Annotated in this window: 25 protein-coding genes; 10 read left to right on the top strand and 15 right to left on the bottom strand. The window is 62.8% G+C overall.

All coding sequences use genetic code 11. The annotated features are described in order from the left end of the window. Positions 1-57 precede the first annotated feature (57 nt). Positions 58-993 (top strand): hypothetical protein, encoded by a 936-nt coding sequence (locus GCU68_RS15065; protein ID WP_152942961.1) that lies wholly within the window; start codon positions 58-60, stop codon positions 991-993. A gap of 401 nt (positions 994-1394) precedes the next feature. On the opposite strand, the gene GCU68_RS15060 is transcribed toward GCU68_RS15065, so the two are convergent. From GCU68_RS15060 to GCU68_RS15025, 8 genes are all read right to left on the bottom strand, one after another. Next, positions 1395-2429 carry a tyrosine-type recombinase/integrase gene (locus GCU68_RS15060; protein ID WP_152942960.1) on the bottom strand — a complete coding sequence of 345 codons (1035 nt, stop codon included), beginning with the start codon at positions 2427-2429 and terminating at the stop codon, positions 1395-1397. Next, on the bottom strand, positions 2422-2811 hold the full coding sequence (locus GCU68_RS15055; RefSeq protein ID WP_152942958.1) for a DUF5805 domain-containing protein: 390 nt from the start codon (positions 2809-2811) through the stop codon (positions 2422-2424). The genes GCU68_RS15060 and GCU68_RS15055 overlap by 8 nt, the downstream gene beginning before the upstream one ends. A gap of 525 nt (positions 2812-3336) precedes the next feature. After that, positions 3337-3930, bottom strand: coding sequence for a protoglobin domain-containing protein (locus GCU68_RS15050; RefSeq protein WP_152942956.1), 594 nt, complete (start codon positions 3928-3930; stop codon positions 3337-3339). 427 nt (positions 3931-4357) lie between these two features. Next, positions 4358-4591, bottom strand: a complete 234-nt coding sequence (locus tag GCU68_RS15045) for a transcriptional regulator (RefSeq protein ID WP_152942955.1) — start codon at positions 4589-4591, stop codon at positions 4358-4360. 352 nt (positions 4592-4943) lie between these two features. Then, on the bottom strand, positions 4944-6362 hold the full coding sequence (locus GCU68_RS15040; protein ID WP_152942953.1) for a class II fumarate hydratase: 1419 nt from the start codon (positions 6360-6362) through the stop codon (positions 4944-4946). Positions 6363-6416: 54 nt separating this feature from the next. After that, the gene (locus GCU68_RS15035; protein WP_152942951.1) at positions 6417-8081 is read right to left on the bottom strand and encodes a PH domain-containing protein; all 1665 of its coding nucleotides are present in this window, start codon (positions 8079-8081) and stop codon (positions 6417-6419) included. Positions 8082-8089: 8 nt separating this feature from the next. Then, on the bottom strand, positions 8090-8551 hold the full coding sequence (locus GCU68_RS15030; protein WP_152942949.1) for a PH domain-containing protein: 462 nt from the start codon (positions 8549-8551) through the stop codon (positions 8090-8092). A gap of 165 nt (positions 8552-8716) precedes the next feature. Further along, complete coding sequence (locus GCU68_RS15025; protein WP_152942947.1) at positions 8717-8965, bottom strand: BolA family protein; 249 nt, start codon at positions 8963-8965, stop codon at positions 8717-8719. Between the two features lie 121 nt (positions 8966-9086). On the opposite strand from GCU68_RS15025, the gene GCU68_RS15020 reads away from it, so the two are divergent. From GCU68_RS15020 to GCU68_RS15005, 4 genes are all read left to right on the top strand, one after another. After that, the gene (locus GCU68_RS15020) at positions 9087-9578 is read left to right on the top strand and encodes a DUF7523 family protein (protein WP_152942945.1); all 492 of its coding nucleotides are present in this window, start codon (positions 9087-9089) and stop codon (positions 9576-9578) included. Between the two features lie 80 nt (positions 9579-9658). After that, on the top strand, positions 9659-11152 hold the full coding sequence (cysS, locus tag GCU68_RS15015) for a cysteine--tRNA ligase (RefSeq protein ID WP_152942943.1): 1494 nt from the start codon (positions 9659-9661) through the stop codon (positions 11150-11152). A gap of 168 nt (positions 11153-11320) precedes the next feature. Continuing rightward, entirely contained in the window at positions 11321-12418 is a 1098-nt protein-coding gene (locus GCU68_RS15010) for a PAS domain-containing sensor histidine kinase (protein ID WP_152943742.1), read from the top strand. 108 nt (positions 12419-12526) lie between these two features. Further along, positions 12527-13327, top strand: a complete 801-nt coding sequence (locus GCU68_RS15005; protein WP_227014875.1) for a DUF6517 family protein — start codon at positions 12527-12529, stop codon at positions 13325-13327. A gap of 46 nt (positions 13328-13373) precedes the next feature. On the opposite strand, the gene GCU68_RS15000 is transcribed toward GCU68_RS15005, so the two are convergent. From GCU68_RS15000 to GCU68_RS14985, 4 genes are all read right to left on the bottom strand, one after another. Next, positions 13374-14420, bottom strand: coding sequence for a presenilin family intramembrane aspartyl protease PSH (locus tag GCU68_RS15000; RefSeq protein ID WP_152942941.1), 1047 nt, complete (start codon positions 14418-14420; stop codon positions 13374-13376). A gap of 74 nt (positions 14421-14494) precedes the next feature. Continuing rightward, the gene (locus tag GCU68_RS14995) at positions 14495-14746 is read right to left on the bottom strand and encodes an H/ACA ribonucleoprotein complex subunit GAR1 (protein ID WP_152942939.1); all 252 of its coding nucleotides are present in this window, start codon (positions 14744-14746) and stop codon (positions 14495-14497) included. A 1-nt stretch (position 14747) separates the two neighbouring features. Continuing rightward, positions 14748-15029 (bottom strand): signal recognition particle subunit SRP19, encoded by a 282-nt coding sequence (gene srp19 / locus GCU68_RS14990; protein WP_152942937.1) that lies wholly within the window; start codon positions 15027-15029, stop codon positions 14748-14750. 62 nt (positions 15030-15091) lie between these two features. Then, positions 15092-16159 (bottom strand): PGF-CTERM-anchored ABC transporter substrate-binding protein, encoded by a 1068-nt coding sequence (locus tag GCU68_RS14985; protein ID WP_152942935.1) that lies wholly within the window; start codon positions 16157-16159, stop codon positions 15092-15094. A gap of 60 nt (positions 16160-16219) precedes the next feature. On the opposite strand from GCU68_RS14985, the gene btuC reads away from it, so the two are divergent. The 3 genes from btuC to gatE are packed head-to-tail and all read left to right on the top strand — an operon-like array spanning position 16220 to position 20659. Further along, positions 16220-17317 carry a vitamin B12 ABC transporter permease BtuC gene (gene btuC, locus GCU68_RS14980; RefSeq protein ID WP_152942933.1) on the top strand — a complete coding sequence of 366 codons (1098 nt, stop codon included), beginning with the start codon at positions 16220-16222 and terminating at the stop codon, positions 17315-17317. Further along, on the top strand, positions 17314-18744 hold the full coding sequence (locus GCU68_RS14975) for a heme ABC transporter ATP-binding protein (protein WP_152942931.1): 1431 nt from the start codon (positions 17314-17316) through the stop codon (positions 18742-18744). Before btuC ends, GCU68_RS14975 begins: the two co-directional genes overlap by 4 nt. 46 nt (positions 18745-18790) lie before the next feature. Beyond that, entirely contained in the window at positions 18791-20659 is a 1869-nt protein-coding gene (gatE, locus tag GCU68_RS14970) for a Glu-tRNA(Gln) amidotransferase subunit GatE (protein ID WP_152942929.1), read from the top strand. 344 nt (positions 20660-21003) lie between these two features. Here gatE and GCU68_RS14965 read toward each other — a convergent pair whose 3' ends face one another. Next, positions 21004-21177, bottom strand: a complete 174-nt coding sequence (locus tag GCU68_RS14965) for a DUF1059 domain-containing protein (RefSeq protein WP_152942927.1) — start codon at positions 21175-21177, stop codon at positions 21004-21006. Positions 21178-21546: 369 nt separating this feature from the next. Further along, positions 21547-22029 carry an Lrp/AsnC family transcriptional regulator gene (locus GCU68_RS14960; RefSeq protein ID WP_152942925.1) on the bottom strand — a complete coding sequence of 161 codons (483 nt, stop codon included), beginning with the start codon at positions 22027-22029 and terminating at the stop codon, positions 21547-21549. Between the two features lie 181 nt (positions 22030-22210). Here GCU68_RS14960 and GCU68_RS14955 point away from each other — a divergent pair, with 181 nt between their 5' ends. Together GCU68_RS14955 and GCU68_RS14950 are read left to right on the top strand one after the other, a co-directional pair. Continuing rightward, positions 22211-23362 (top strand): DMT family transporter, encoded by a 1152-nt coding sequence (locus GCU68_RS14955; protein WP_227014873.1) that lies wholly within the window; start codon positions 22211-22213, stop codon positions 23360-23362. 103 nt (positions 23363-23465) lie between these two features. Next, complete coding sequence (locus tag GCU68_RS14950) at positions 23466-24140, top strand: HTH domain-containing protein (RefSeq protein WP_152942924.1); 675 nt, start codon at positions 23466-23468, stop codon at positions 24138-24140. 2 nt (positions 24141-24142) lie between these two features. On the opposite strand, the gene GCU68_RS14945 is transcribed toward GCU68_RS14950, so the two are convergent. Next, a complete protein-coding gene (locus GCU68_RS14945) occupies positions 24143-25180 on the bottom strand; it encodes a hypothetical protein (RefSeq protein WP_152942922.1) in 1038 nt (345 codons plus the stop codon). Between the last annotated feature and the right edge of the window lie 59 nt (positions 25181-25239).

The following is a 25239-nucleotide window of genomic DNA, read 5'->3' as shown; positions in this document are numbered from 1 at the left end:
GACGTTGGCGTTTCCGAAACGGAACTCGTTTATCCGTCGCCGGTCGAGAATCGGTCGATGGGCGAGACGATCCCGATCGCGGTTCCACGAAAAGGACGACCACTCGAGTCGGTGCTCGATCGACTCGCACGTCGGCTCGACGTTCCCGATCTCGCAGACGACATTACATCCACACTGCGTCACGAGAAGGCGATTACGAAGGGAACGATCGAGCCGGAAAGCGATGCGAACAAGGATGTCTACCATCGTCTCGCCACCTACAGCTCCGTCGATAATCCGACCGAACCCGAGTACACGCTCTTGCGGGACGATCGCGCCGGCAAACCACGGCGGATCGTCTTCGATAGCGTCACGATTCCGCTCGACGGCGTCGAGGACGTTCCCGAGGATGCGGCGATCCAGTTGATCGGCCGCGAGGAGCCGTTTCGAGCGCTTCGAACCCACGAGTTCGCGCTCGGGTTCGACAGCGCCGACCTCATTCTGGAGGAAGTCGTCGAACTCCGTCCGGAACCACTCGACACGATCGAAGCGATCAACGCCCGGATCAATCCCTCCGATACCGACGTCCGCGTCATCACAGGTCTCGGTGACACAGTCTATCACACGTTAATGGCGACTCCGGAAGTCGCCCCGTCGGCTGGCTCGCTCGATCGAGCCTTCCTCGAACAGTACGACGGCCCGCTGTGTATCGAACCCCGGTACGAACGGCTCGTGCAGGCCGTCGTTGGAACGCGGACGCTCAACGGGGTTCGATTCGTCTATCCCGAAGATGGCCGCGAAGAAGAGGCCGCCATCGCCGACACGGGACTCGGCGTCTATCTTACTGTGACGGGCTCGACAGCTCGAGACCACGGCCTACTGCTCGGCGAGCAGTTGTTTCCCAGCGAGACCGTCTTACTCGAGAGTGCGCCGGAACTGACCGACACGACGAGGGCCGTTCGCTCGCTGTTGAACGGCGCCGACCTCGAGACGGAACTGACGGTCGAACAGTAACGCGGTGTTGTTTTTCATCAAAGATCCCTCGCGCGGACATGTAGCGGCGCAATCCCACCGAACACGGGCGGGTGTCGCACTCGAGTTGTCGATCTAGCCATCCATTCGGCTGGCGGAGTCCCGTCTCACAGCGTGGTCCGGACGACACTGTTGTCGTGGCCAGTGACTCGAGGAGTCGCCACTGCACTCACACCCGTGACTACGCTGGCGTGAGCGCGCTGTCTCTGAGACCTGACCCAAAACGGGTCACGCGACGTGATTGCGGATGATCCGTTAGCCAAATTTTGTATATCGTTATGTTGTTTATCGGGTCGAGTTCCGACAAACAAAACGAGTACAGCAGTTGTAAATTCGTACCCGAATCGGACGAACGAACGGCGACGCGACGCAAACTTCCGTCGCTACTCGGCAACGGAGTAAATGTGCTCGAGGTACGTCTCTCGGACGCGATCACCCCAGTTGTGAGTGTAGGTGTCGATCACGTCGCTGGCGACGTCACCCCGGAGATACTGGACGATACCGCGGTCGCCGGTTCGATCCCGCAGGTGTGTCGTAAAGAAGTGTCTGAAATAGTGCGGCGTGACGTTTTCGGCCGCGCCACCACCGGTCCGATACCAGCCGCGCTCTCGTGCGTACCGTTCGACGACGTGATGGACGACGTTCGGGGTCAGGCGCTGTCCCCAGTTGTCGGCCGTCGACACGAACAGCGGCTCCGACGCTGCCCCGGTCGCTCGCTGTGGCGTATCCGGTCGCACGGCGAGCCACCGCACGAGCGCCGTTTTCAGCTCCTCGTCGACGGGAATGACGGTCTCGCGTTTGCGCTTGTTCGACGCCGTGCGTCGCTCGCCGCCGGATTCGCGCCCGTATGTGTGTTCGGTCGCGATAAACAGCGAGTCCGGACGACCCGCAATGTGGGCTCGTGGCTGCCACGTCTGGGCTTCGTGTGCGAGGTTGAGATCGATCAGATCGAGATTACAGAGTTCGCCGGCCCGGATCCCGGTTTTCAACAGCGTGGTCACGATCGCTCGGTGAAGCGGATGACGAACGGCAGCGACGAACGAACGCATCTCGGACAACGTGACGTCGCGCCGAGTCGGGTTCGATTCGATCGATTCGGTCATCTCCTCTAGGACGACCGTCATCGGGTTCTCCTCGGTGTGTCCGACTCGCTCGAGATAGCTGTAAAATCGGTTGAGATACGACGCATACGTCGCGACGGTGCTTTCGGAGTGGGTGGCCCGAAGGTCGTGCACCCACGCCATACAGTCCCTGTAGCTCGCTGCAGGTGGTGTCTTGTCGAATCGCTCGTCGAGGAACGTCTCGTACTCCGAGAGCACGCGCTCGTAGGCCGCTGCGGTTCGTTCGTTGCGGCCGTGGTGTTCGATGTCCTGCAGGAAGTACTCGACCGTGTTCGGCTGTTGCTTGTGCTCAGTCATCGGTTGTGAGGACGTAGCCGCCGTCGCGGCCGCTGTATCGGATCGTGTTTTCGTCTTGCAGCCGCTGGAGTTCCGCGTCGAGTTCGGCTTCGACGTCGTCGACCAGTGCCTCGACGAGGTCGTCCCAGCCGAGCGCGCCCCTTCGGTCGAGCACCTCGAGGATTCGATCCGCGAACTCGTTGTCGGCCTTTGCTGCAGTGCTGGTCGAAGACGCAGTGTCGGCGTGACCGGATGGGATCTCGAACTCCTGTCGACCTGCCTGGACCATCGTTCTGACGAACTCGCTTTGGCTCATCTCGAGGTTGTCGGCCTGTGCCTGCCAGCGCTCTTTCTGGTACCGTGGGACGTACGTCTTCACGGCGACACGGTCGTCGGCTGCCATACGTTGGTGCTCACAGCGAAGACACTTCAATATATCCTACATTCACAAATAAGGGCATTTATTTTGATCTATGGCACTCCAATTTGGCCGGTCAGTATAGCTTATCCTGATTTCCAGGCCCAAAAAATAGTGCAGTATAGTCCTTGATACACATCTAAAAATATGTAGCGGCAACAGTCGAGGAATCCCGATTCGACCAATCGTGATCGAAACCAATCAATTGCTGAGTGCATTCCAACCCGCGCTGGTCAGTAGCGGAGACTCGAATTCGTGTTGATCAGGAGGAACTATCCGGAACATTTGAACGCCACTCTCGAGGTGTAACCCCTAGGGGTCACGTGCCGGAAACAGGGCTACAGATATCACCGAAACTCGGCATTAGCTGTCTGACACCTATCACGAATGGCGGCGAGTTATCAAGAGGTGTGTGACTCGAACACACCCCGAGTGGCAAGGCGATCGAGACTGGTGTGGTAGAACAAGTGCGGGTCGGTCGGCGTCTGCTCTCGAGTCCACACCTATTCGTTACCACTCGTCGTCGGGAATATACGGATAGCTCCAGAGAGTCACTTGCAGGACGACGGATTTGAACCACGCGTGGTACATGTCGTCGATCTCCGCTCTGGAGTGGTCACTGTTCTCGAGGAAATCGCGGATCGTCGCCGTGATCGGGTAGATGAACGCGTTCACGTAGCGAAAGTCGATGTGTGGGACCGCAGAAACGTCGTCGGCCTCGTTTTTGCCCGTGTGGTGGTGTCGGCGGCCGATCTCGAATTGGTAGGCGAGCCACGCCTCGTCGTAAGGGGTGTCGCACGTGTCTCGGATCCATTGTCCAAATCGGGCACGAACACGGTCTAGGTACTCGTCGATCGGTTCATTGGTGTCGACGTCGGTGAAGTAATGGAGCAAGAAGTCGTGGTCGCCGACGAATCCATACCAGGTATCCAAAATCTCGTCGATCTGTGGCTCGAGGACGTCTCCTGCCTGCTGAAGCGCGTCGTCGTCGTCCGCAGACCACATCACGGACTGCTTCAGGTGGTCGAGCTCCTCGGTACTGATCGGCGCGTCGGGGACGGACTCGTCGCCGTACGCGTATCCGGGGATCTGTTGGTCGCTCATAGGGAACACCTTCGGCGAGTGCTATGGGAACGGCATACATAGTCGTTAGTTAGGTCACTAAGAGATTGTCCGGATAGTTGATGGTCCGTAACCGTTTGCGATCGGGAGGGACCGCAGTGAGTCCGTACAGCAGATACGCTGTCGATGGCCGTGCGCTCGACGCGTAGATCGGCTTCCGAGGGCACGCACCGCGCAGGCAATCGGTCAGTGAGACTCTCGGCACTCTCGGGTTGGTCTGAAACGTGCACAACTCGTTACCTCGGCAGCTGATTCGAGCGCCAACAAACAGGTATACTCTATATTGCTATATCGAAATGATGGGGATCGAGATGAGAGCGGGACCACCCAACGGCAACTTCGACCACTACAACTGCGCTCGCCTCAAGGGAACAGACGAAAAGAGCCCTACGTCAAGTTCGCTGGTCGATTAGTGGGTCGCCGTGCGTACGTCTTCGACGCGATACAGGTCTTGTTGGAGCCCCTCTCCCTCGCAGTCCTCGGATGGACACTCGTAATGCCAGCCATCCTGCGTTGCGTCGCCTTCTCGGAATCGATCGCCACAGACTTGACAGAATAGTTGTCCTTTCGTACACGTGTCTCGGTGTAACTCGAGGGCGAGTTCGGTCTGGAAGGACTGGTTGCAGTTACGACAGGTGTGCATGTTTCATCTGACGCGAGCATCCATCAAAACTGCTTGGGTTCTTTTATTACGCCGAAATCGCGCCTGATTCGGCTCCACTGTGCTGATTTGGCGTCGACGATCTGGGAAAAAAGAAGGCCTGTATTCGCTAGTTACTCACAATCGTATTCATCGGTAGCTGTCATCAGTGTCGACGACGGAAACGGCTGTAGTTGCCACTCGCGTCTATGTAACAAAGATGGTACGTGACAGTCGAACCGGTGCTCGTTTCATACGGACCCTGTACGTCATTTCCGGTGCAACCGCGACCGCTCTGCGGTCGCACCGGTAAATCGGTACAGCAGACCGTCTCAGTCGGCGGCGGTGACTCGAGTCAGTCGTCCTGCCCGAGGATACCGCGCTGGGCCATCTTGCGAGGGTCGAGCACTTCGTCGGCTTCGTCCTCGTCGAGGTAGCCCTTCTCGAGGACGACTTCGCGGACCGTCTTGCCCTCTTTGAGCGCGGTCTTTGCGACCTCGCTGGCCTTGTCGTAGCCGATGTGGACGTTCAGCGACGTCGCCATCGCCATCGACTGCTCGACCTGCTCGGCGCAGTACTCCGCGTTGGCTTCGAGCGGCGCGACGAAGCGCTCGGCGAAGACCTGACTCGAGTTCGAAATCAGTTCGGCGGACTCGAGGAAGTTGTGCGCCAGCACGGGCTTGTAGAGGTTGAGGTCGATCTGACCCTCGGCTGCGCCGGCGGAGACGGCGGCGTCGTTGCCGACGACCTGCTTGTGGACCTGGTTGACGGCTTCGGCGATCACGGGGTTGATCTTGCCGGGCATGATCGACGAACCGGGTTGGTTTTCCGGCTGTTCGATCTCACCGAGGCCATTGCGCGGACCGGAGGCGAGCAGGCGCAGGTCGTTAGCGATCTTGTTCAGCGAGCCGGCGACGACGCGGAGCGCGCCGTGGGCCTCGGACATGGCGTCGTGGGCAGCCTGGGCTTCGAAGTGGTTGTCGGCTTCGCGGAACTGGACGCCGGTCTCTTTGGTGATGTATTCGGCGGCGCGGCCGGGGAACTCCTCGTGGGTGTTGAGTCCCGTCCCGGTCGCGGTGCCGCCGAGGGCGAGTTCGGCGAGGTGGTCGCGAGCGTTGTCGACGCGACCGAGTCCCTTCTCGACCTGAGTGCGGTAGCCACCGAACTCCTGGCCGAGCGTGACCGGCGTCGCGTCCTGCAGGTGCGTACGGCCGGTCTTGACGACGTCGTCGAACTCCTCCTCTTTCTCCTCGAGTGCCTCACGCAGCGTGTCGAGGGCTGGGATGACGTCTTTCTCGACGGCCTCGAGGGCGGCGACGTGCATCGCGGTCGGGATGACGTCGTTGCTCGACTGGCCGTAGTTGACGTGGTCGTTCGGGTGAACGACGCGGTCGCCGATCTCCGCACCCATGAGTTCGGCGGCACGGTTGGCGATGACCTCGTTTGCGTTCATGTTCGAGGATGTGCCGGAACCGGTCTGGAAGACGTCGACTGGGAACTGCTCGTCGTGTTCGCCAGCGATGACCTCGTCTGCGGCCTCGATGATGGCCTCCGCAACGTCGTCGTCGACCAGTCCGAGGTCGCGGTTGGCCTGTGCGGCGGCCTTTTTCACGACACCGAGCGCGCGGACGAAGCGGCGACTGAACGTGATTCCCGAGATAGGGAAGTTTTGGATCGCACGCTGGGTCTGTGCGCCCCAGTAGGCGTCCGTCGGAACCTGCATCTCACCGAGACTGTCCTCCTCGATACGGTAATCCGTGTCTTCGTCACCCATAGGTGAGCCGTTGGGGCGTGTCAGGTAAAACCCACCGAAAACCCCGCGACGGACTCAGGTGAAGTCGGCCGACAGCCCGAGGTCGTCATCGTGTGCGCGTTCGCGAAGCGCCGACTGGAGGCGTCTACGGCCCGTACTGTTTACGTCTCGAGCGTCCTCGAGATAGACGTCGTAGATCGTCGGCGTCTCCCAGACGAACGTCTGGGAACTCGCAGTGTCGACGACCAGCGAGGCCAACCCGAGACGGCGCTGGAAGATCGACCGTCGCGTCGAGACCGTCTGGATTCGGTAGTAGGGAATCACGGTCGTTCGGCGCTTCCAGAAACCACGCCGGATGACCAGATGGTCGTCACCGACGTAGTATCCGAGATGAACGTACTTGAGGTGGGCCGCTGGCGGCACCGCCGCGAAGACGATTGCGGCGAGATACCAGCGCTCGAGAACAGTCACTCGCGTCACGGCGAAGACGGCCGCGACGATCAGTGCGGCGACCAGCGAGTATCGAACGAGATAGCGCCGGCGGGCGAGCGGTGGCGGGCTCTCGAATGTCGGCGTCTCGACGCCCGTGAGGTTCTCGGTGAACTGGTGGACGCGACGATGTCTGGCGAGCGGGACGGCCGACTGGCTGCCGCCGCTGCTTTCGGGGCCGTAGCCGGCCGTTTCGACCCACAGCCCGGCGTAGCCGATCAGCCGCTGGAGCGGGTTTTCGATCACCGTCACCGACTGCACTTTTTCGACGGGGATCGAGCCGCTGTAGCGCTGGAGGAGCCCCCGTTCGTAGACGAAGTCTTCACCAGTACGACCGAGCTGGAAGTCGTAGTAGGTGGCGAACGTGTACGCGACGCTCAACAGGTAGGTGATGAGAACCCCGTTTATCGCCGACACGATCGTCAAGATGCCGTAACTGGTCGGCGTCCCTTCGCCGAGCGCTGCCGGACCGCCGAAGGGCTGGGCCGTCATGATGAACAGGTTGATGACCCTGTCGGTTGCGAGGAAGAAGACGAACGTCGCCGCTGCCACCGCGGCGGGTCGAAACGACGTAAACGAGTACAACAGGAGTTCCCGCGCCTCGAGGGCAAACAGTCGCTGTCGGCGGGTTCGCCCTGCTCGGCCGGATCGGGTGCGGTCATCGGCTGCCTGCTCCGGGCCGAGCTCGGGGGTGCTCGAGACGGATGCGTCCGGAGACGGCTCGGTCGACTCGACGTCGTGGCCGTGCTCGTCGACCGGGGAGTCGTGCTCGGCGGTCGACTGCTCGCGCCGGCGTCGACGATCTTTCACTTCGGCCGTTCGCTGCCGGATCTGTTCCTGAAGTCGGTTCGCTTCCGATTCGCTGACGAAGTTCAACGACGCCTCGGTGTCTCCGCCGCCGGCAGTCTCGATCGAGACGACAGCGAGGCCGAGCAGTCGTTGGACGACGCCCTGTTTGACGTCGACGTTCTGGATTCGTCCGTAGGGGATCTCCCGCGATCGGCGGGCGACCACGCCAGAAGCGACGTCGAACGTGTCCGGCGTGATGCCGTACTCGAATCGGTAGTAGTAGACGATGCCGTAGGCCACGCCGGCGAGAAAACCAAGCGGGGCCGCGACGGATGTCCAGGCCGGATCGATCGGATCGAAAATGCCGCCGAGGACCAAGACGAGCACGATCGGGGCCCACAGCCACACGAACCCGTACTGGAGGGCGTAAGTAACCGCGCTGAGTGGGTGGAGTCGGTTCATATCGGGGCTTACACCGCGTCGTCGGCTTCACTCTCGACGGCGAGTTCACGAAGCGTGTCCTGCAGATCCCGGGCGCGGGCGGGCGTCAGCCCCGGGATCCGAACGTCAGCGTTGCGCGTTCCCGCCGTATAGACGACGACGCTCGAGAGCCCGAGCACCCGTTCGACGGGGCCGAACTGGGTGTCGACGTGCTGGACGCGAACGAACGGCACCGCGGTTTCGACGAACGTGATGACGCCACGCTCGAGGTAGAGCGCATCGGGTTGGAGTTCGAACCGCCAGACCTGATAGCGCCGAACGGCGTAGGCAATGCCGAGAACGAGTGCGAGGGCGACGACGCCGGCGATCGCGACCGTGGGCACGTCGGTGAGCCACTGGTCGACGGCAGCGAGCGCGACGCCGAGGATGACCGCGCCGATCGCCCAGCTGACGATCCAGAGCAGTCTGATGCGGGGATGCAGCGATTCCATACACATATCCTATCAGGAACGAAGGATAAAGCTGCGGTTCCGGTGGACAGCGCATCGGCCACTCGAGCGATTCGGGACGGGCCTCATACGGTCGGCTGTACGATGTACCGCCGATCACCAGCGGCGGGGTCGGTGATTGGTGAGGATTGACGACAACAGTCCGTATCAGGCCTCGTCGTACTCTTCGGGCGTGTACGTCGAGAGTTCGAGGGCGTGAATGTCGGTGGTCATGTGGTCGCCGAGGGCGTCGTACACCGCCTGGTGTTGCTGGACCAGCGACAGGCCCTCGAACTCGGGCGAGACGACCGTCGCCGCGAGGTGATCGTCGTCGTGTTTGTCGCGTGCGTGCGTGACTGTCGCGTCGGCGTCCTCGAGTTCCGCCTCGATGAGCGCTTCGATGTCGGAGAGATCCATATGCTGGAGTTGGGCGCTCGCGGCAAAAACGCCGCGGTCCCGGATGGTATCGGGTGGCGTCGTTGGCGAGGTGGGCGCGACGGTCGTCGACTTTATACCGGCGCAGTCCGCGGATATCGGTATGTCACTGGCAGCCGAGACCCGCCGCGCCGCCGATGCGAATCCGTTTCTCGTCGCGGCGCTTCGAGCGGGCGTCGTCAACTACACCGCCGCTGCCCGGTTTCTCGAGGTCGACGGGGAGACGGACGCGATCGCGACGGCCCTGCGACGGTACGCCGAGGAGCTGTCGACCTACGAGACCAAGTCGCGCGACGTGCAGGTTCGAATGGAGAGCGGTATCGGCCCGATCGAGACGGGGACGGACGAGGCGCTGCTCGCGCTCGGCGACACCGCAGTCGGTCCCAGCAGCGGCGAGCGGACCGCGATCCTCGCGACCGGCGACGTCGACGCGAGGGTGCTCGCCGAAGCCATCGAGCACCTGTCGCTCGAGGGGCTCGTGCCGAATTCGGCAGCCGTCGGCGACGGGGTATTGCTCGTCGTCGTCGACAGACTCGAGGGGGCCAACGCGTTACGGGCAGTCGAGCGCGCACTCGAGGCCGTGCCGGTCGAGTAACGGTCTCGGGGGCGCAACCGGTCCAGACCGCTCGAGCGGCCACCACACGGTTTAACTACCGGCCGCGGGAACTGAGCGTCATGACCCTGCACGTGACGAACACGTTGACGGGCGAGAAAGAGCCGTTCGAGCCACAGGACCCGGAGAACGTCTTGCTCTACTACTGTGGCCTGACGGTTTCGGATCCGCCACACCTGGGCCACGCACGCTCGTGGGTCCACGTCGACGTCATGCACCGCTGGCTCGAGTACCTCGGCTACGACGTCCGCCACGTCGAGAACTTCACCGATATCAACGAGAAAATCGTCGCCCGCGTGGGCGAAGACGACTTAGGCGAGGACGAAGCCGACGTCGCAGAAACCTACATCGAACGGACGCTCGCGGATATGCGCGCGCTCAACCTCCTGCGCGCGGAAGTGTACCCGCGCGTCTCAGAACACGTCCCCGAGATCATCGACCTCGTCGAGACGCTGATCGAGAACGGCTACGCCTACGAATCCAACGGCTCGGTCTACTTCGACGTCGCCAGCTTCGAGGAGTACGGCAAACTCTCGAATCAGGAACTCGAGGAGATCGAGTCTCAGGGCGATCCGGACGAGCGCTCGGAGAAGCGCAATCCGGCGGACTTCGCGCTTTGGAAAGCCGGCGGCGTCGACGCGGACGCGGTCGCCGAACATCGCCACGAGGGCGTCGACCACGGCTGTGCGACACCGACGGGACAGATGTGGGAGTCGCCGTGGGGCGAGGGCCGCCCCGGCTGGCACATCGAGTGCTCGGCGATGAGCATGACCCACTTGGGCGAGACCCTCGACATCCACGTCGGCGGCCGGGACCTCGTCTTCCCCCACCACGAAAACGAGATCGCCCAATCCGAGGCCGCGACGAGCCAGCGCTTCGCCAACTACTGGTTGCACTGTGAACTGTTCCAGATGGGCGAGGAGAAGATGTCCTCGAGTCTCGGCAACTTCGTCACCGTCGACGAGGCCGTCGACCAGTGGGGTACCAACGTCCTTCGAACCTTCCTCACTGCGGGCTCGTACAACAGCCAGCAACTCTACAGCGACGAGACGATCGCCGAGGCCGAAGAGCGCTGGGACCGGCTCGAGCGCGCCTACGAGGCGGCCGTCGAAGCAGTCGACTCGCCCGATGCCCGGACGAAAGTCGAAGCCGAAGCGCTCCGCGAGGCGGTCGATGATGCCCGAACGTCGTTCGTCGAGGCGATGAACGACGACTTCAACACGCGCGAGGCGCAGTCGGCGCTGCTGTCGATCGCGACGGTGATCAACGCCCACGTCGACGGCCGCGAGGAGTACGACTACCGCGGCCTCCGTCGAGCCGTCGAGACGCTCGAGGAGTTCGGGGCGATTCTCGGCCTCTCGTTCGGCGGCGAGACGACCGGCACAGCCGCGCTGGCGGGTGACGTGGTCGACCTCGTTCTCGACGTACGCGAACAGGAGCGCGAGGCGGGCAACTACGAGCGCGCCGACGAACTGCGCGACGAACTCGAGGCGCTGGGCATCGAGGTGCAGGACACCGACGACGGCGCGACCTACCGGTTGCCGTCCAGCGAGTGAGATTCGAGTATCGGAGCCACTGAAATCGATGCACACCCCACCGCACGACGGCTGTGTGATGGGTGCATGAATCGTTTCAATAGTTACGTTAGCACCGCGCTCGCGTCGTCGGTTCGTCCGGCCCGACAGCGAAATCGTTCAAGTAGCACGAGCACTCAGTATCCGATGATGGACACCTCCGGCTCGTTCGTCGGTGCTGGGTTCGACGCGCTTCCGGCACACGTCGCGATCCTCGATTCGGACGGCGTGATCGTCTACACGAACCGAGCGTGGAGCGCGTTCGGCGACGAACAGAGGTTGGCAGCGGGAGCGGCCGACGTCGGCGTCAACTATCTCGAGATCTGTGACGCCAGTTCCGGCGAAGACGCGGCCACCGCGGCGCGTGGCATTCGTGCGGTCGCCGCTGGCAAACGAGAGACGTTCTCACTCGAGTATCCGTGTCACACGCCGTCCGAAAAGCACTGGTTCACGATGGATGCGATGGGATATCGCCACGACGGCGAGCGGTACGTCCTCGTGATGCACGTCGAGATCACAGAGCGACGACGCCTCGAGCAGCAGGCTCGCGAGCAGGCCGAGCGGATGGAAGCGTTCGCCACGTTGCTCTCACACGACCTCCGAAACCCGCTGTCGATCGCCCTCGCAACGGCGCAGTCGCTCGAGGACGTCGAGCTCGATCCGGCAGCGGACGTGTCGGCGGACGGATCCGCCGAGGAGGTGCTTCGATCGTCGCTCGAGCGCATGGAGACGATCATCGACGACGCGCTGGTGCTCGCGACGGCCGACGACGTCGAGCACCCGGAGCCAATCGACCTCGCGACGGCCGTCGAGCGGGCGTGGGCACACGTCGAGACGGACGATGCAACGGTTCGGGTCGTCGAGTCGGCTCCGATTCGGGCGGATCCGTCCCTGCTCGCGAGTCTGCTCGAGAACCTGTTTCGCAACGCCGTGGAACACGGCGTCGACCAGTCGACGATCGAGGCCGGCGTGCTCGAGTCGGGAGACGGATCGGAACCGACCGTCGAAGGGTTTTACGTCGCGGACGACGGTCCGGGAATTCCGCCCGCGGATCGCGACCGGATCTTCGAGTCCGGATACACGACCGAAGCGGCGGGAACCGGCTTCGGACTGGCGATCGTCAAACGCGTCGTCGACGCCCACGGCTGGTCAGTCGCCGTGACCGAAAGCGACGCCGGCGGTGCCAGATTCGAGATTCGAACGAACCCGTCCCTCGAGTCGGGGACGAGCGAACGCTCGAATCGGTAACGGCAGTGCGGCGGACGGTCTCGAGCGGGTGGGCGGTCGAGCCAGCGGGTTGCACGACGTGATAACGACCACGAACGTTATGCTCGAGAATACGGTCGAACGGGATAGATGAACCGACGATTGTTCGTTGCCACCGTTACAGCCGGCGCTGTGAGCGCGTCGGCGGGCTGTCTCAGCGGCGTTCTCGAGGACATGATCGACGAGGAAACGACGTTCGAAGCGTCACCGATTCGCGTCTCGGAGACTGCGGCAGACGAGACCGGCTACGAATATCTGGGGACTACAGAACAGACCGAAGAACGGGAGTTCGGCGGCCAAACCGTCGAGCTGACGAGCTACCACACCGAGTACACTCGGTCGATCGAGCTCCCACTCGAGGGCGTCGAGGGAGAGACGGATGCCGGCGTGTTCTCGCTCATATCGACGCCACAGATCCGCGTCGCAGAGGAGGAGTTCAACCCCGTCGGCGACCTCACCACCGAGGAGTTGGCCGAGCAGATTCAGGATCGGTACGAGAGCCTCGAACTCGGCGACAACATCGGCGGCCGGGCCATCGAACCGGACGAACCCGAGACGATGGTCTCGTTCGATACCTACGAGGCGACGGCGACGTTAGAGGGTGGGACCGAACTCGACGTCTACCTCGACATCGCCCTGCCGGAGCACAACTACGAGTACCTCGTCGTCGCTGCGGTCTACCCCGCCGCCGATGCGGTTTTCGAGGACGAACGGGAGCGGGTCAACACGATGGCCACCGGCCTCGAGCACGGCGAAACCGTCGACGTCGATCTCGTCGAGGAGTTTGGCCGCGGGAGCAGTGACGATGATGGCGACGATGGTGGCAGCGACAGCGACGACGAGAACAGTACCGACACCGACAGCAACGAAACCGACGAGGACAGCGAGTAACTCGAGGGCGCGTTTCGGACGGGACGTCGATCACGGCCACCCCTGATCAGAGGCCGAGCGCCGTCGCAAGTGACAGTCCGCTGGCGACCGCGCCGAGCAGGTAGCCGCCGATCGCCCCGCCGTTCAACAGTGGCAACCCGGCGTGGGGCTTTCCTTTGAGGACCATGTGCATGAGCACGAGCAGTCCAGCGATCGTCCCGACGAGTGCGCCGAGTGCGGGGACGTTCAACGAGAGCCCGGGAACCGCGATCGGCTCGACCTCGAGGAAGTACGCCGCACTCGCGACGAGAATCGTCGGGATCACGGCGTCCCCGAGACCGATGAACAGGGCATCTCGCTCGAGCGCACCTGCGTCCGCCTCCGCATCCGAGCCGGCAGCACCCGCAGCCGCGTCGTCGGTGTCAGTGTCGGTCGACGAGTCGGAAGTCGCGTCGGCTTCGGCAGCACTCGAGTCGGCTTCGCCGTCGAGGACGCCGTCGGTACTGCCCGACTCGAGGTACGAAAACGAAAGCGACGTCGGGATCACGAGGACGACGGGAATTTTGAGGTCCATGACGCCCTCGGCGAGATCGAGCATGTGCTCGGTGCGGTAGACGCTGATCGCGTCGTAGATCGCGAGAACGGCGAGCAGCAGGATTGCGGGCAGTAGGCCGAAACTGATCCCGAACAGGGCCGCAGCGCCGGCCCCCATCACCACGCCGGTGCTGTCGATGACGTACCACTCCGGATAGAACAACAGTCCCGCACCGACGGCGCCAGCGCCGAGGGCGGCGAGAACGTTGATCGAGCCGACGGTTACGACGGACGGGACGAGTTCTGCGAAGACGAACCACGCGAGCATCACGCTGACGCCGAGTATCAGGGCTTTGATCAACCACTCGGCGTCGTATTTGAACGTCACGAGCATGAACGCAGTCGCGACGAGAATAATGCCGAAGTAGACCACACTGTTCGTCGGGTCGTCGGGGTTCTCGACGGCTTGACGCTCCGATTCGTGGAACGGCTCGACCAACGCCAGCGAACCGAGCTGGACGCCGAGAAAGAGCACCACGGTAACGCCGACGGCGAGAAGGATCCGTGTCCGATGGTTCATAGCGCGGGGTTTGTCCCCCGTTCGTATGGGTGTTTTCGTCTTCACTCGAGGACCGTTGTACCGCGGGAGCGACCTCAGCGGGCGTACAGCGTCGAGCCCACGAGTGACGGCAGGTGGACGCCGGCGTCAGGCGTCACCGCGAGATAGGGGTGGTCAACCGGGCCGAAGACGTCGACGACGCGGCCGACCTCCTCGAGTGAGTCGTCGAGGACCATCGTGCCGATCTCGTGGCGGAGTTGGTCGTCCGACTCGGCGTCGTCGCGCTCGTCCGCCCGCAACACGGCCAATCCCTGTGCGGTGCGGACGACTGAGCCAACGCGGCGCACGTTACTCGCGCATCGCGACGACGTAGGCCGCGACGGCTTGGACGAGGTCGTTTTTCGACGAATCGTCGGCCCCGCGGACGACGACGCGGCCGCGGTCGGCCCAGTGCTCTCGCGAGTAGGATTTGTCCCGCTCGATCGTGGCGTCGTACCCGATCTGCTGGACCGCTTTCGCGATTTCGTCGACCGTCGGTTCCTCAACTGCGAGTTCTTGGGACACGCGCCGGCCCTCGGCCCGTGACAGTGCCGCATCGAGATAGGCGGGCCAGATGACGTTCTCGACCATACACCCATCTCGACGGGCCGACGGGTAAACGCTTTTCAAAAAACGTGGCTGTACGGTGGTGGTTAGCGACGGCGCGCGAGGAACACGGCGGCGACGAGTGCAGCGACGGCTGCCGGCACGCCGAAGCCGGGGATCGTGTCGCTGTCGTCGGTTTCGTCGGCATCGTTCTCCTCGGTTCCGTCTGCGTCCTCGAGTCCGTCAACCGCTTGCTCGTAGGCGTCAGGGTGGACCGTCTCGACGATCTCGACGACGGCGTAGATCACCTGTGGGGCAGGCTGGTTGAGCTGGTTCGCGTTGACCGCGAGGACGTTATCGTTCTGGTAGGCAGTCGTCGCCTCGGCCGCTTCTGGGATCGGCGCTTCCGATCGGTCATCGGAGTAGATGATCCACTCGGGGTCTTCCTCGATGATCGTTTCGCTACTGAGTGGCTGGTAGAAGCCGATGTCTGCACGTTCGGCCAAATTCTCGACACCGGCGGTCGTCAACACTTCGTGGATGAACGTGTCGGTTCCAGCAGTCATGCCGTCCTCACCCATGGCGTAGTATGCAAGCGGGCGGTCCGCGTTCTCGAGTGCCGTTTCGACGACTTCGAGACGGTCGTCCATCCAGTCAGCGGTTTCAGTGGCCCCCTCACATTCGCCGGTCAGTTCACCCGTTCGAAGCACGTTGTCACGGACGTCGTCGATCGACGCTGCGCTGTTAAAGTGGTAGACGGTGAGGCCAGCCTCGCGAAGCGTTTCAACGTCTTCGTCGGGCGTGATGTTCGCCGCCAAGACGACGTCTGGATCGAGATCGATCACGCGCTCGTGGTTGATCTCGTAGTTATCAGTCACGTCCACGCGATCGCCCATCTCTAGGTCACTCGTTGCCTCCTCGTCCGGCATTCCAACGAGTCGATCCTCGGCACCGATTTCGAAAACCGTCTGTGCGTCGCTTGGCTGCAAGGCGACGACGGAGTCGGGTGCTTCCTCGAGTGTGATCGTTTCGCCAGTCGCATCAGTCAGTTCGATCGGGTACGCACAGTCTGCTGTCGCGTCGGGCGTTGCCGACGCGCTGCTGGCCGTCGCGATCGGGGCGACTAACGAGAGCGTGAGCAACGCGGTGAGTAACAGGACGAGTGTCTGTCGCATCGTCCGCTAGGTAGAGACTCTTCAACAAATATTTGTCTAACCCAATCGTGGTTGTAGTGTATGACGCACTCGGTCCGGACCCTCTCGTGGTCGACGGGGTTGGTAGCGTTGCTCGTCGCCGTCGTCGTCGCCAGTGCAGCGCTCGGACCAGTCAGAGTCGAGCCATCGACCGTCGCGATGGCGATTTTAAACGCCGTTGTCGTCCCCTCGAGTGTTACAGCCGGAAGTCTGACAGTCCCCATACTCGGCGTGGGGGTGCCGGTCCCGAGTTTCGAGTACACGTCGGTCTTCGCGTTCGACGTACCAAACACCCACCAGATTATCGTCGCAGACATCCGGCTACCCCGGATCGCGCTTGCCGCGACGGTTGGGTTCGCACTCGCCGCCGCGGGGACGGTGATGCAAGGCTTTTTCCGGAATCCACTCGCTGACCCCTCGATCATCGGCGTCTCGACCGGCGCTGCCGCAGGTGCCGTCGCCGCCATCGCGTTTCCGATGCTCGTGCCGTTCGGTAGTCTGCATCTCTCGGCGTTTGCCGGCGCGCTCGTGACGGCGTTTCTCGTCTACTCGATCGCCACTGAGGGTGGGCGCACACCCGTCGCCACGCTGTTGCTCGCGGGGGTCGCCATGCAGGCGTTTCTCGGCGCAGTCATCTCGTATATGCTCGTCCACAGCGGCGACAGCCTCCGACAGGCCATCGTCTGGATGATGGGCCATCTCAGCAACAGCACGTGGAGCGACGTCGGCTTTGCCCTCCCGGTGGTACTCATCGGTGTCCTCGTCCTTGGGAGTTACACACGGGATCTGAACGTCCTCCTGCTGGGCGAAGAGGATGCCCACCACCTCGGAACCGAGGTCGAGCGGACGAAGTTCCTCCTGCTCGCGATTGCGAGCATTGTCACCGCTGCGGGCGTCGCCGTCGCCGGTGTCATCGGCTTCGTCGGCCTCGTCGTCCCCCACATTATGCGACTGATCGTCGGCCCCGATCACCGAATTTTGCTGCCGACCAGCGCCCTCGCGGGTGCCTCGTTTCTCGTGATTTCGGACACCATCGCTCGAGCGGGACCCGCCGAAGTGCCGGTCGGCATCATCACAGCGTTCGTCGGCGCGCCGTTTTTCCTCTTCTTGCTCGTCCGCCGGGAGGTCAACTCAGTATGATACCATTCAACAGGACACCAGACGAGACGGACGCTGCACAGCCCACGGACGTCAAGCCAGCGGCGATCACCGTCGAGAACTGCTCGCTGTCGTTCGGCGACCTCTCGGTGCTCGAGGACGTCTCCATGCGCGTCGATCCCGGCGAGTTCGTCGGCTTCGTCGGCCCCAACGGCGCCGGGAAGACGACGCTCTTGCGGGCGATCAGCGGGGCGCTCGAGCCCGATTCCGGGACGGTGTCGATCGACGGCGTCGACATTCACAGCGTTTCCTCGAAGCGCTCGAGCCAGCTCGTCTCGGTCGTCCCGCAGGATACGACGCTCTCGTTTTCGTTTCCCGTCCGCGACGTCGTCGAGATGGGGCGTCATCCGCATCGCTCGCGGTTTTCCTCGCCGACGCAGGCGGACCACGCGGCGGTCGAACGGGCCCTCGAGCGAACGCGGACGACCGAGCTCGCCGACCGACCGATCGACGCGATCAGTGGCGGGCAACGCCAGCGGGTCGTCCTCGCACGCGCGGTCGCACAGGAGACACCCGCGATGTTACTGGACGAGCCGACCGCAAGTCTCGACATCAATCACCAACTCGAGACCCTCGAGTTAGTTCGAGAACTGGTCGACGAGGGACGGACCGTCTGTGCGGCGATCCACGATCTGGATCTGGCCGCGCGCTACTGTGATCGGCTCGTGATGCTCGCCGACGGCGAGGTCTACCGGAGCGGGCCACCGGCAGAGGTCCTAACCGGAGAATCACTCGCTGACGTTTTCGATGCGACCGCGACGGTGACGCCGAATCCGATTACGGGGACGGAGACAGTGACCGCGCTGCCGGGCCATCGGACCGACGGCGACGAGACGGACGAGGAGACGCAGCTCCAAGACGCCCGGATTCACGTCCTCGGCACCGGAACGACGACGGCGTGCGTGCTCGCCCAACTCGAGAGCGCACGGGCCGAGACGGCGCTCTCCCTTGGCCCCGTCACGAGCGGGGACACGGCAGCCGAGACCGCTCGAACGCTCGAGATCGACTGTCTCGAGATATCGCCGTTCGAGTCGCTCTCGGACGCGACGCTGGTCGCGTTCGAGAACCACGTTGCGGACGCCGACGTGACGGTGATCACGGCGTCCGCTCTCGCAGGTGACGGCGTCGGGACGAGGCGACTGGTCGAGTCACTCGAGGCCACAGCGGATGCGGTCGTGCTCGTCGAGTGCGAATTGACAGCCGACTCCGGCGACACAACGGCGTCTGGCCGATCCGTTGCGACCGACGCCGACCTAGCTCACGCCCTCGAGGCGACGACGGAGACGGTTCTCGAGACGATCGAGGCTGTCCTCGAGCGCCAGCCGGGCTCAGACGAGGCGGCCACCGACTCGATCGACTCGGATGGAGAGTCGGGGGCGGGACTGGCAGCCGAGTCCTCGTCCGACTGACCGCAACTGGACGGTTTTTTACCCCTCCGCCTCCGAGTGGCGGCCAATGAGCGAGTACGATTACGACGAGCTCGGACTCGTCGCCGGGCTGGAGATCCACCAGCAACTCGATACGGCGACGAAGCTGTTCTGTCAGTGTCCAACCGAGCTTCGCGAGCCCGAGGCGTCGACGCGGACGTTCACCCGCTATCTCCACCCGACGCGGAGTGAACTCGGCGAGATCGATCAGGCCGCCCTAGAAGAGAGTCGTGTCGATCGCGAGTTCGAGTACCTCGCGTACGATACGACCTGTCTGGTCGAGGAAGACGACGAGCCGCCAGCCACGCTCGACGACGAAGCCCTCGAGACGACCCTCGAGATCGCCCAGCTCATGGATATGGAGCCGGTCGATCAGGCTCACGTCATGCGAAAGATCGTCGTCGACGGCTCGAACACCACCGGCTTCCAGCGTTCGTCGTTGATCGCCACCGGCGGCGCGATCGAAACCAGCGAAGGAGCGGTGGGGATCGAAGACCTCATGCTCGAGGAAGAGAGCGCCCAGCGCGTCGAAGAGACCGACGACGGCGTCCGATTCAGTCTCGACCGACTGGGCATCCCGCTCGTCGAAATCGGGACGAAACCCGACATCTCAACGCCGGAGCAGGCCCTCGAGGCCGCAGAACGGATCGGCATGCTGCTTCGCTCGACCGGGAAGGTCAAACGCGGGTTGGGGACGATCCGACAGGACGTCAACGTCTCCATCGCCGACGGCGCGCGCGTCGAGATCAAGGGCGTCCAGAGCCTCGACGACATCGACGACATCGTCCGCAACGAGGCCGCACGGCAGGTCGAACTCCTCGAGATCAAAGCCGAACTCGAGGTCCGCGAGGCCTCTGTCGGCGAAACGCAGGACGTTACCGACGTCTTCGAGGGCACCGACAGCGGCGTTATCGGCGGCGCACTCAGCTCGGGCGGCTCCGTGATGGCCGTCCCACTGTACGGCTTCGACGGGCTGGTCGGCCGGGAAATCGCACCCGACCGCCGCCTCGGCACCGAGTTCTCCGACCACGCCAAACGCCACGGCGCGGGCGGGATCTTCCACACTGACGAACTGCCGGCCTACGGCGTCACCGAGGACGAAGTCGCAGCCCTTCGGGACGCTGTAGGAGCCGGCTCCGAGGATGCGGTGGCGATCGTCGCCGCCGACACCGACGTCGCCGAGGCATCGATCGAGGCCGTCGCCGAGCGCGCCGAAACCGCACTCGAGGGCGTCCCCGAGGAGACACGCGACGCACTCGATGACGGGACGACGCGCTATCTCCGTCCGCTCCCCGGTGCGGCGCGGATGTACCCCGAGACGGACGTCCCACCCGTCGAACCGGACCCGAGCGAGGTGCCCGAACCGGAACTGCTGACCGAGAAGGTCGAACGCTATCAAGACGAGTTCGACCTCGGTGCCGGGCTGGCTGAACAGGTCGCCTACGGCACACACATGCCACTGTTCGAGTCCGTCGTCGCCGAGGGTATCGACCCGACGCTGGCCGCGACGACGCTCGAGTCGACGCTGACCGAACTCCGGCGTGACGACGTCCCGGTCGAAGCGCTCACCGAGACGCACATCGAGGACGTCCTCGAGATGGTCGAAGACGGCGACCTGCCGAACGAGGGCGTGCCGGACTTACTCACGGTGTTGGCCGAGAAGCCAGATCAGACGGCCGAGGAAGCAGCCGAAGACGCCGGACTCGGCGGTGCCGACGAGGACGAGGTCCGCGAGGCCATCGCCGAGGTCGTCGAACGGAACGAGGCGCAGGTCGAAGAAGAAGGCATGCAGGCGTTTTCGGGCCTCATGGGCGAGTGTATGGGCGCACTCCGTGGCAAGGCCGACGGTGACCTCGTGAGTCAGTTGCTGCGCGAGGAGATCAAGAAGCGAGCCTAACGCAGGCGACTGACCATCGTTCTTTGCGGGACGCGTCGTTCCACAGTGATCACGTGCGGTGGCGCGCGCTGAATCGTGGTGAGCGATGAGCGAACTACGATTCGAAGCCGCGCGAGGGATGAGCGAGTGAACTCGTGAACGAGCGAATCGGCTGGGGAGGACGTGGTCATCAGTGTTGCCAGAGTGGAGGATGTTATAAACGGTTCACAAACCGACTATGGGCGTGTCCTGATTCGATCAGTCCAGAGGATTCTGGTACCGCGTCAGCGGATTATTTTCAGCATTCATAGAGGCCGGCGTAAAAAACGCAGCAGAAAGCGGTAGTAGCCCGGCATCGGTGGTCGTCAGACGACTTGCATATGTTCGTCCCGGAGTTCGTCCTCCGTGTACTCTTGCTCGTGAACCTCCTTCATGTGTTTTTGAGCTAGTTCGACCGCCTCTTCTTCGTTTTCCGATTGAATAATGAATCGGCACGTATCCGACACCGATTCACAATCGAGTTTGTGTGCTTGTGCCATGGTCTCTCTCCCTTGTTCCGCTGGGTGCTCGATAGCAGGCCCACTGCTACCAAACATCAGAACTACTACCCCGATACGGTACTTAGTTGTTTTTTTGGGAAAAGAATTCATAATTTACGCAGAGCATCCACCAATCGTCCGTCTATAAGAGTACTCACAGTTTCGTATTTGAGCTGGTTTTCTCCCGGAGTATCACTCGGGATGCCCCTACCCGATCCCGTTTGAAAATACCGAATACACGTGATGTAATTAGCACCACGATTTCGTTTTTGTGAACCTACCTATGAAATTATCAGCATGAATACGCTTAGACAGTATATGCAAGCCGCTCACAGCTGTGGAACACGTCCCTCCTGAACACTCACAGCCCTATTCGTCGACCAACTCCTCGAGTAACGTCTCGAGGCTGTAACTCTGCAAGGCGTCGCGTTCTTCGATCGCCGAGATGACGAACGTCGAGTCGGTCCGGTCGACGCCCTCGAGTTGTTCGAACTCGGCGATCAGGCGCTCGACCATCTCGCTGCTACTCAGACGGGCGACGACGATGAAGTCGGTCTCACCCATCGTGAAGTAGACGTTCGTGACGCCTTCGACGGTCAGCAGTCGATCCGCGAACTCCTCGTAGGAGCCCTGGTAGTCGGCATGGATCTCGACGAGGACGGTCACGCCGAGACCGAGTTCCTCGAGGTCGACGTCGTAGCGGTCGTTCGTGATGATCCCCTCTTCGCGGAGACTCGAGAGCCGATAGTGGATCGTCGACACTGGGATGCCGGTCGCTTCGTGGAGTCGTTCGGGGCTCCCGGTCTCGAGTTCCGAGATGGCTTTCAGCAGGCGCACGTCGCGGTCGTCCATACACAAGTGCTCGGCGCGGCCAAAATATATGTCCTTCGTCTGAGTATATTGGAGATCTCTACAAAACAGACGTTCGATATGGAAGCCTCTTCGGATCAGATCCATATGTGTGGTTCTTGATTCTGTATTCTCGGGTTGCTTGTAGAAGGATCTAAATACGACCGTCAGTTTCGAATCGGATATGAAGATCCTCGATTCGGTTCCATCTGAGTACCGTCAATCGGTACTCTTTTCGATGCTTGCACTCTGCTGGGGGAGTTCGTTCGTCGCGATCGAAGTCGGCCTCGAGCACGTTCCACCGATCCTGTTCGCCGGCCTGCGCTATGCGCTGGCGGGTGCGATCGTCCTCGGGTACGCAGCCGTCGTCACCGACCGCGTCCGCCCCGTCGGACGCGCGGAATGGCTCGTCGTCACCATTGCTGGCGTATTCGTCATCGCGCTCTATCACGGCCTGTTGTATATCGGCGAACTGTACGTCTCCGGTGCCGTCGCTGCCACAGTCGTCAGTACTGCGCCGATTCTGACAGTCGCGTTCGCCGGCGCGGTGCTCCCGAACGAACGACTCGGGCCTGTCGGCATCGCCGGTTTCGTCCTCGGCCTGCTCGGCGTGATCCTCGTCGTCCAGCCGTCGCCGGCGGCGCTCGGCGGTGACACGATCGTCGGCGCGGCGATCGTCTTCGCCTCTGCCGTCGCGTTCGCCCTCGGTGGCGTGCTCGTCCGCCCGATCGAGTCGGAGCTTCCGATCGAGACGCTGCAAGCGTGGGCGATGCTGCTCGGCGCAGGCGTCTTGTTCGGCTGGGCTGCCCTGCGCGGCGAATCGGTCGCCGCGATCGAGTTGACGACGACGGCGCTGCTCTCATACGCCTACCTGACGTTCGTCTCCGGCGTCTTCGCGTTCCTGCTCTACTTCGAACTGCTCGAGGAGAGCGGGCCGACGCAGGTCAACCTCGTCGGCTACGCCGAGCCGGCGGTCGCGATCGGCGTGAGTTGGCTCGTCCTCGACTCGCTCGTCGACTCGCTGACGATCGTCGGCCTGCTGACGATTCTCGCTGGCTTCCTCATCATCAAGCGGCGCGCGATTCGCTCGCTCGTGCGATCGAAACTCGAGCCGACGGTGGTCGAACGACGATCGACGGCGGGACGACAGGTCGACGCGCAAACCGACGGCGGAACGCCGCTCGAGGCGGATACCGGCGCTCGGACCGATGGTGGGACGCCGCTCGAGACGGATGTCGATACCCGGACAGATGGCGGTACGACAGATGAGACGGTTTCTACCGCCGACGTTCGCGTGTCGGCCGGTGAACCGCCGTCGATCGAGACGCGAGAGTAATCACGTGGAGTTGGACTGATCGAACTGCATTCACAACCCTGTGTGAATCGGTTCGTTGGAAGTCGCGGAAAGTTTATCGGCTAGAACGTGGGCGCTACGAACAATGACGGAGCCATCAGTCACAACCGTGTGTCACGTTCGCGCACCGCTGTTGCTCGAACCGGTCGATAGACAGGTCGAAACGCTGCGAGCCTGTGCGGCGGAGGGAACGATCGACGACCTGTTATTGCGCAGTTGGCCACAGGAAATCGCACTCACCGACAACAGCCCGTATCAGGAGGCTCTCGAAAGTTTCGAGCGGTTCGACGAGTGGGCCACACAGCAAGGCGTGAGCATTCGACCGCCGTTTACGAAGCGGGAAACGACGTCGCAGCTCTCCGGGAAGACCACGGAGCGACTCGTGATGCCACTGGCGTGTCTCGAGGTCTACGTCGACGACGAGCTGGTGGGCGTGTTCCCCCACACCGACGAAGAACTCGAGGAGACGTACACGACCGACGAAGCGATCGCCACGCTTCGGACCGGCGAGGTGCCGACGCCGCTCGGATCGGTCGATGCGGTGCCGACGCCGCGTGACTCGACGGATGGTGCAGAAGCCACCCGCGAATCAGTCGCATCGAACGCCTGTCCTGACTGTGGTGGGCCCGTCGTCGACGGGCAGGGACTGTTCGCCTGTGGCGACTGTGGCTGGGTCGGGACCGTCAGCGAAACCGGACAGTACGAATCCTGGTCCGAACAGCCGTTGAAGGCGCGGACCGCGCAGTCGGTGAACCAGTAGGCTTACTCGCGTGCGAACTCGCCGCCGTACTCGGCATCGATCGTAACCGTCGGTCCATCGCGATCGAACGCGACCGTCTCGGCCTCCGTTCCGAGTGCTGACTCGAGACGGTCCTCGTCGACACGGTCGTCGCCGCTGTAGACGACAGTCGCCCGTGCAGTCGCGGCCGCGTCACCGGAAACGCGAAGCCCCTGATAGGCTCCGTACGCGCCTTCGAAGGCGTTGAAGGCGAACTCCAGATTGTCGCTGTCGCTCGCCCGATCGTCCGAGAGGGTCGCTGAATCGAACGCATCGGCGTCGGTGTAGAGACAGCAGCCGATACCGCGAGTGTCGCCGGCGCGAAGGAGGCGTTCGAAGTCGTCGTCTGCGTCGTGTTTGGGCTCGCGGTCGCCGGCTGCAGTCGCGACCGTTCGCTCGACGGCGGCCACCGGGTCGAATTCGCTGTCGCTGCCGTTAGGAGCGGAGTAAGCGTAGACCTCGTTCGAGATTCCGACGATTTCGCCACCCTCGTCCGCGGCGTAGACTCCGTAGGCGTCCGTCTCGGTCTCGAGCGTGTAACCCGCGCGCTCGAGGTCGGCGGCGAGACCGTCGCGGTCGTACGAGCCGACGAGCACGTAAACGCCCTCGGCGTAGACGAACTGTTCGTCGCCGTCGGCCGTCTCGTTGTTCGTAACGTACGCCTCGAATCCAGCCGAGCGACCGAGTAACTCGAGGCCGAACGAACACAGGAGGGCGACGACGACAGGGTTACCAACGAGCGGATCAGTCGGCTCTGCACCCTCGCTTGCCCCTTGATCGTCGAGCAGTATCCCCATTGTCTCGACATCGATCGCGCCGTAGAAGAACGTCGACTCTTCAGTCGCCGGGAGAATCGAGGCGTACGACGGGAGCTCGCCATCGCTTGAGTCGGTTTCGGGAGTCGACCCTTCATCGTCGGCAGTGGAGTCCTCATCGTCGTCGGCCGTTTCCGAACAGCCGGCCAGCAGCGCCATTCCCGCGCCCAACAACCCGAGTGCGTTCCGTCGGTGCAGTGCAGTCATTTCCTACTGCTGGTGACGCTGCCCATATCAGTGTGCTGGCCTCTCGTCGATCGTCTCGA

Origin of the sequence: Natronorubrum aibiense (assembly GCF_009392895.1) — an archaeon.
GTDB lineage: Archaea > Halobacteriota > Halobacteria > Halobacteriales > Natrialbaceae > Natronorubrum > Natronorubrum aibiense.
This window is presented reverse-complemented; position numbering and strand designations above follow the sequence as displayed.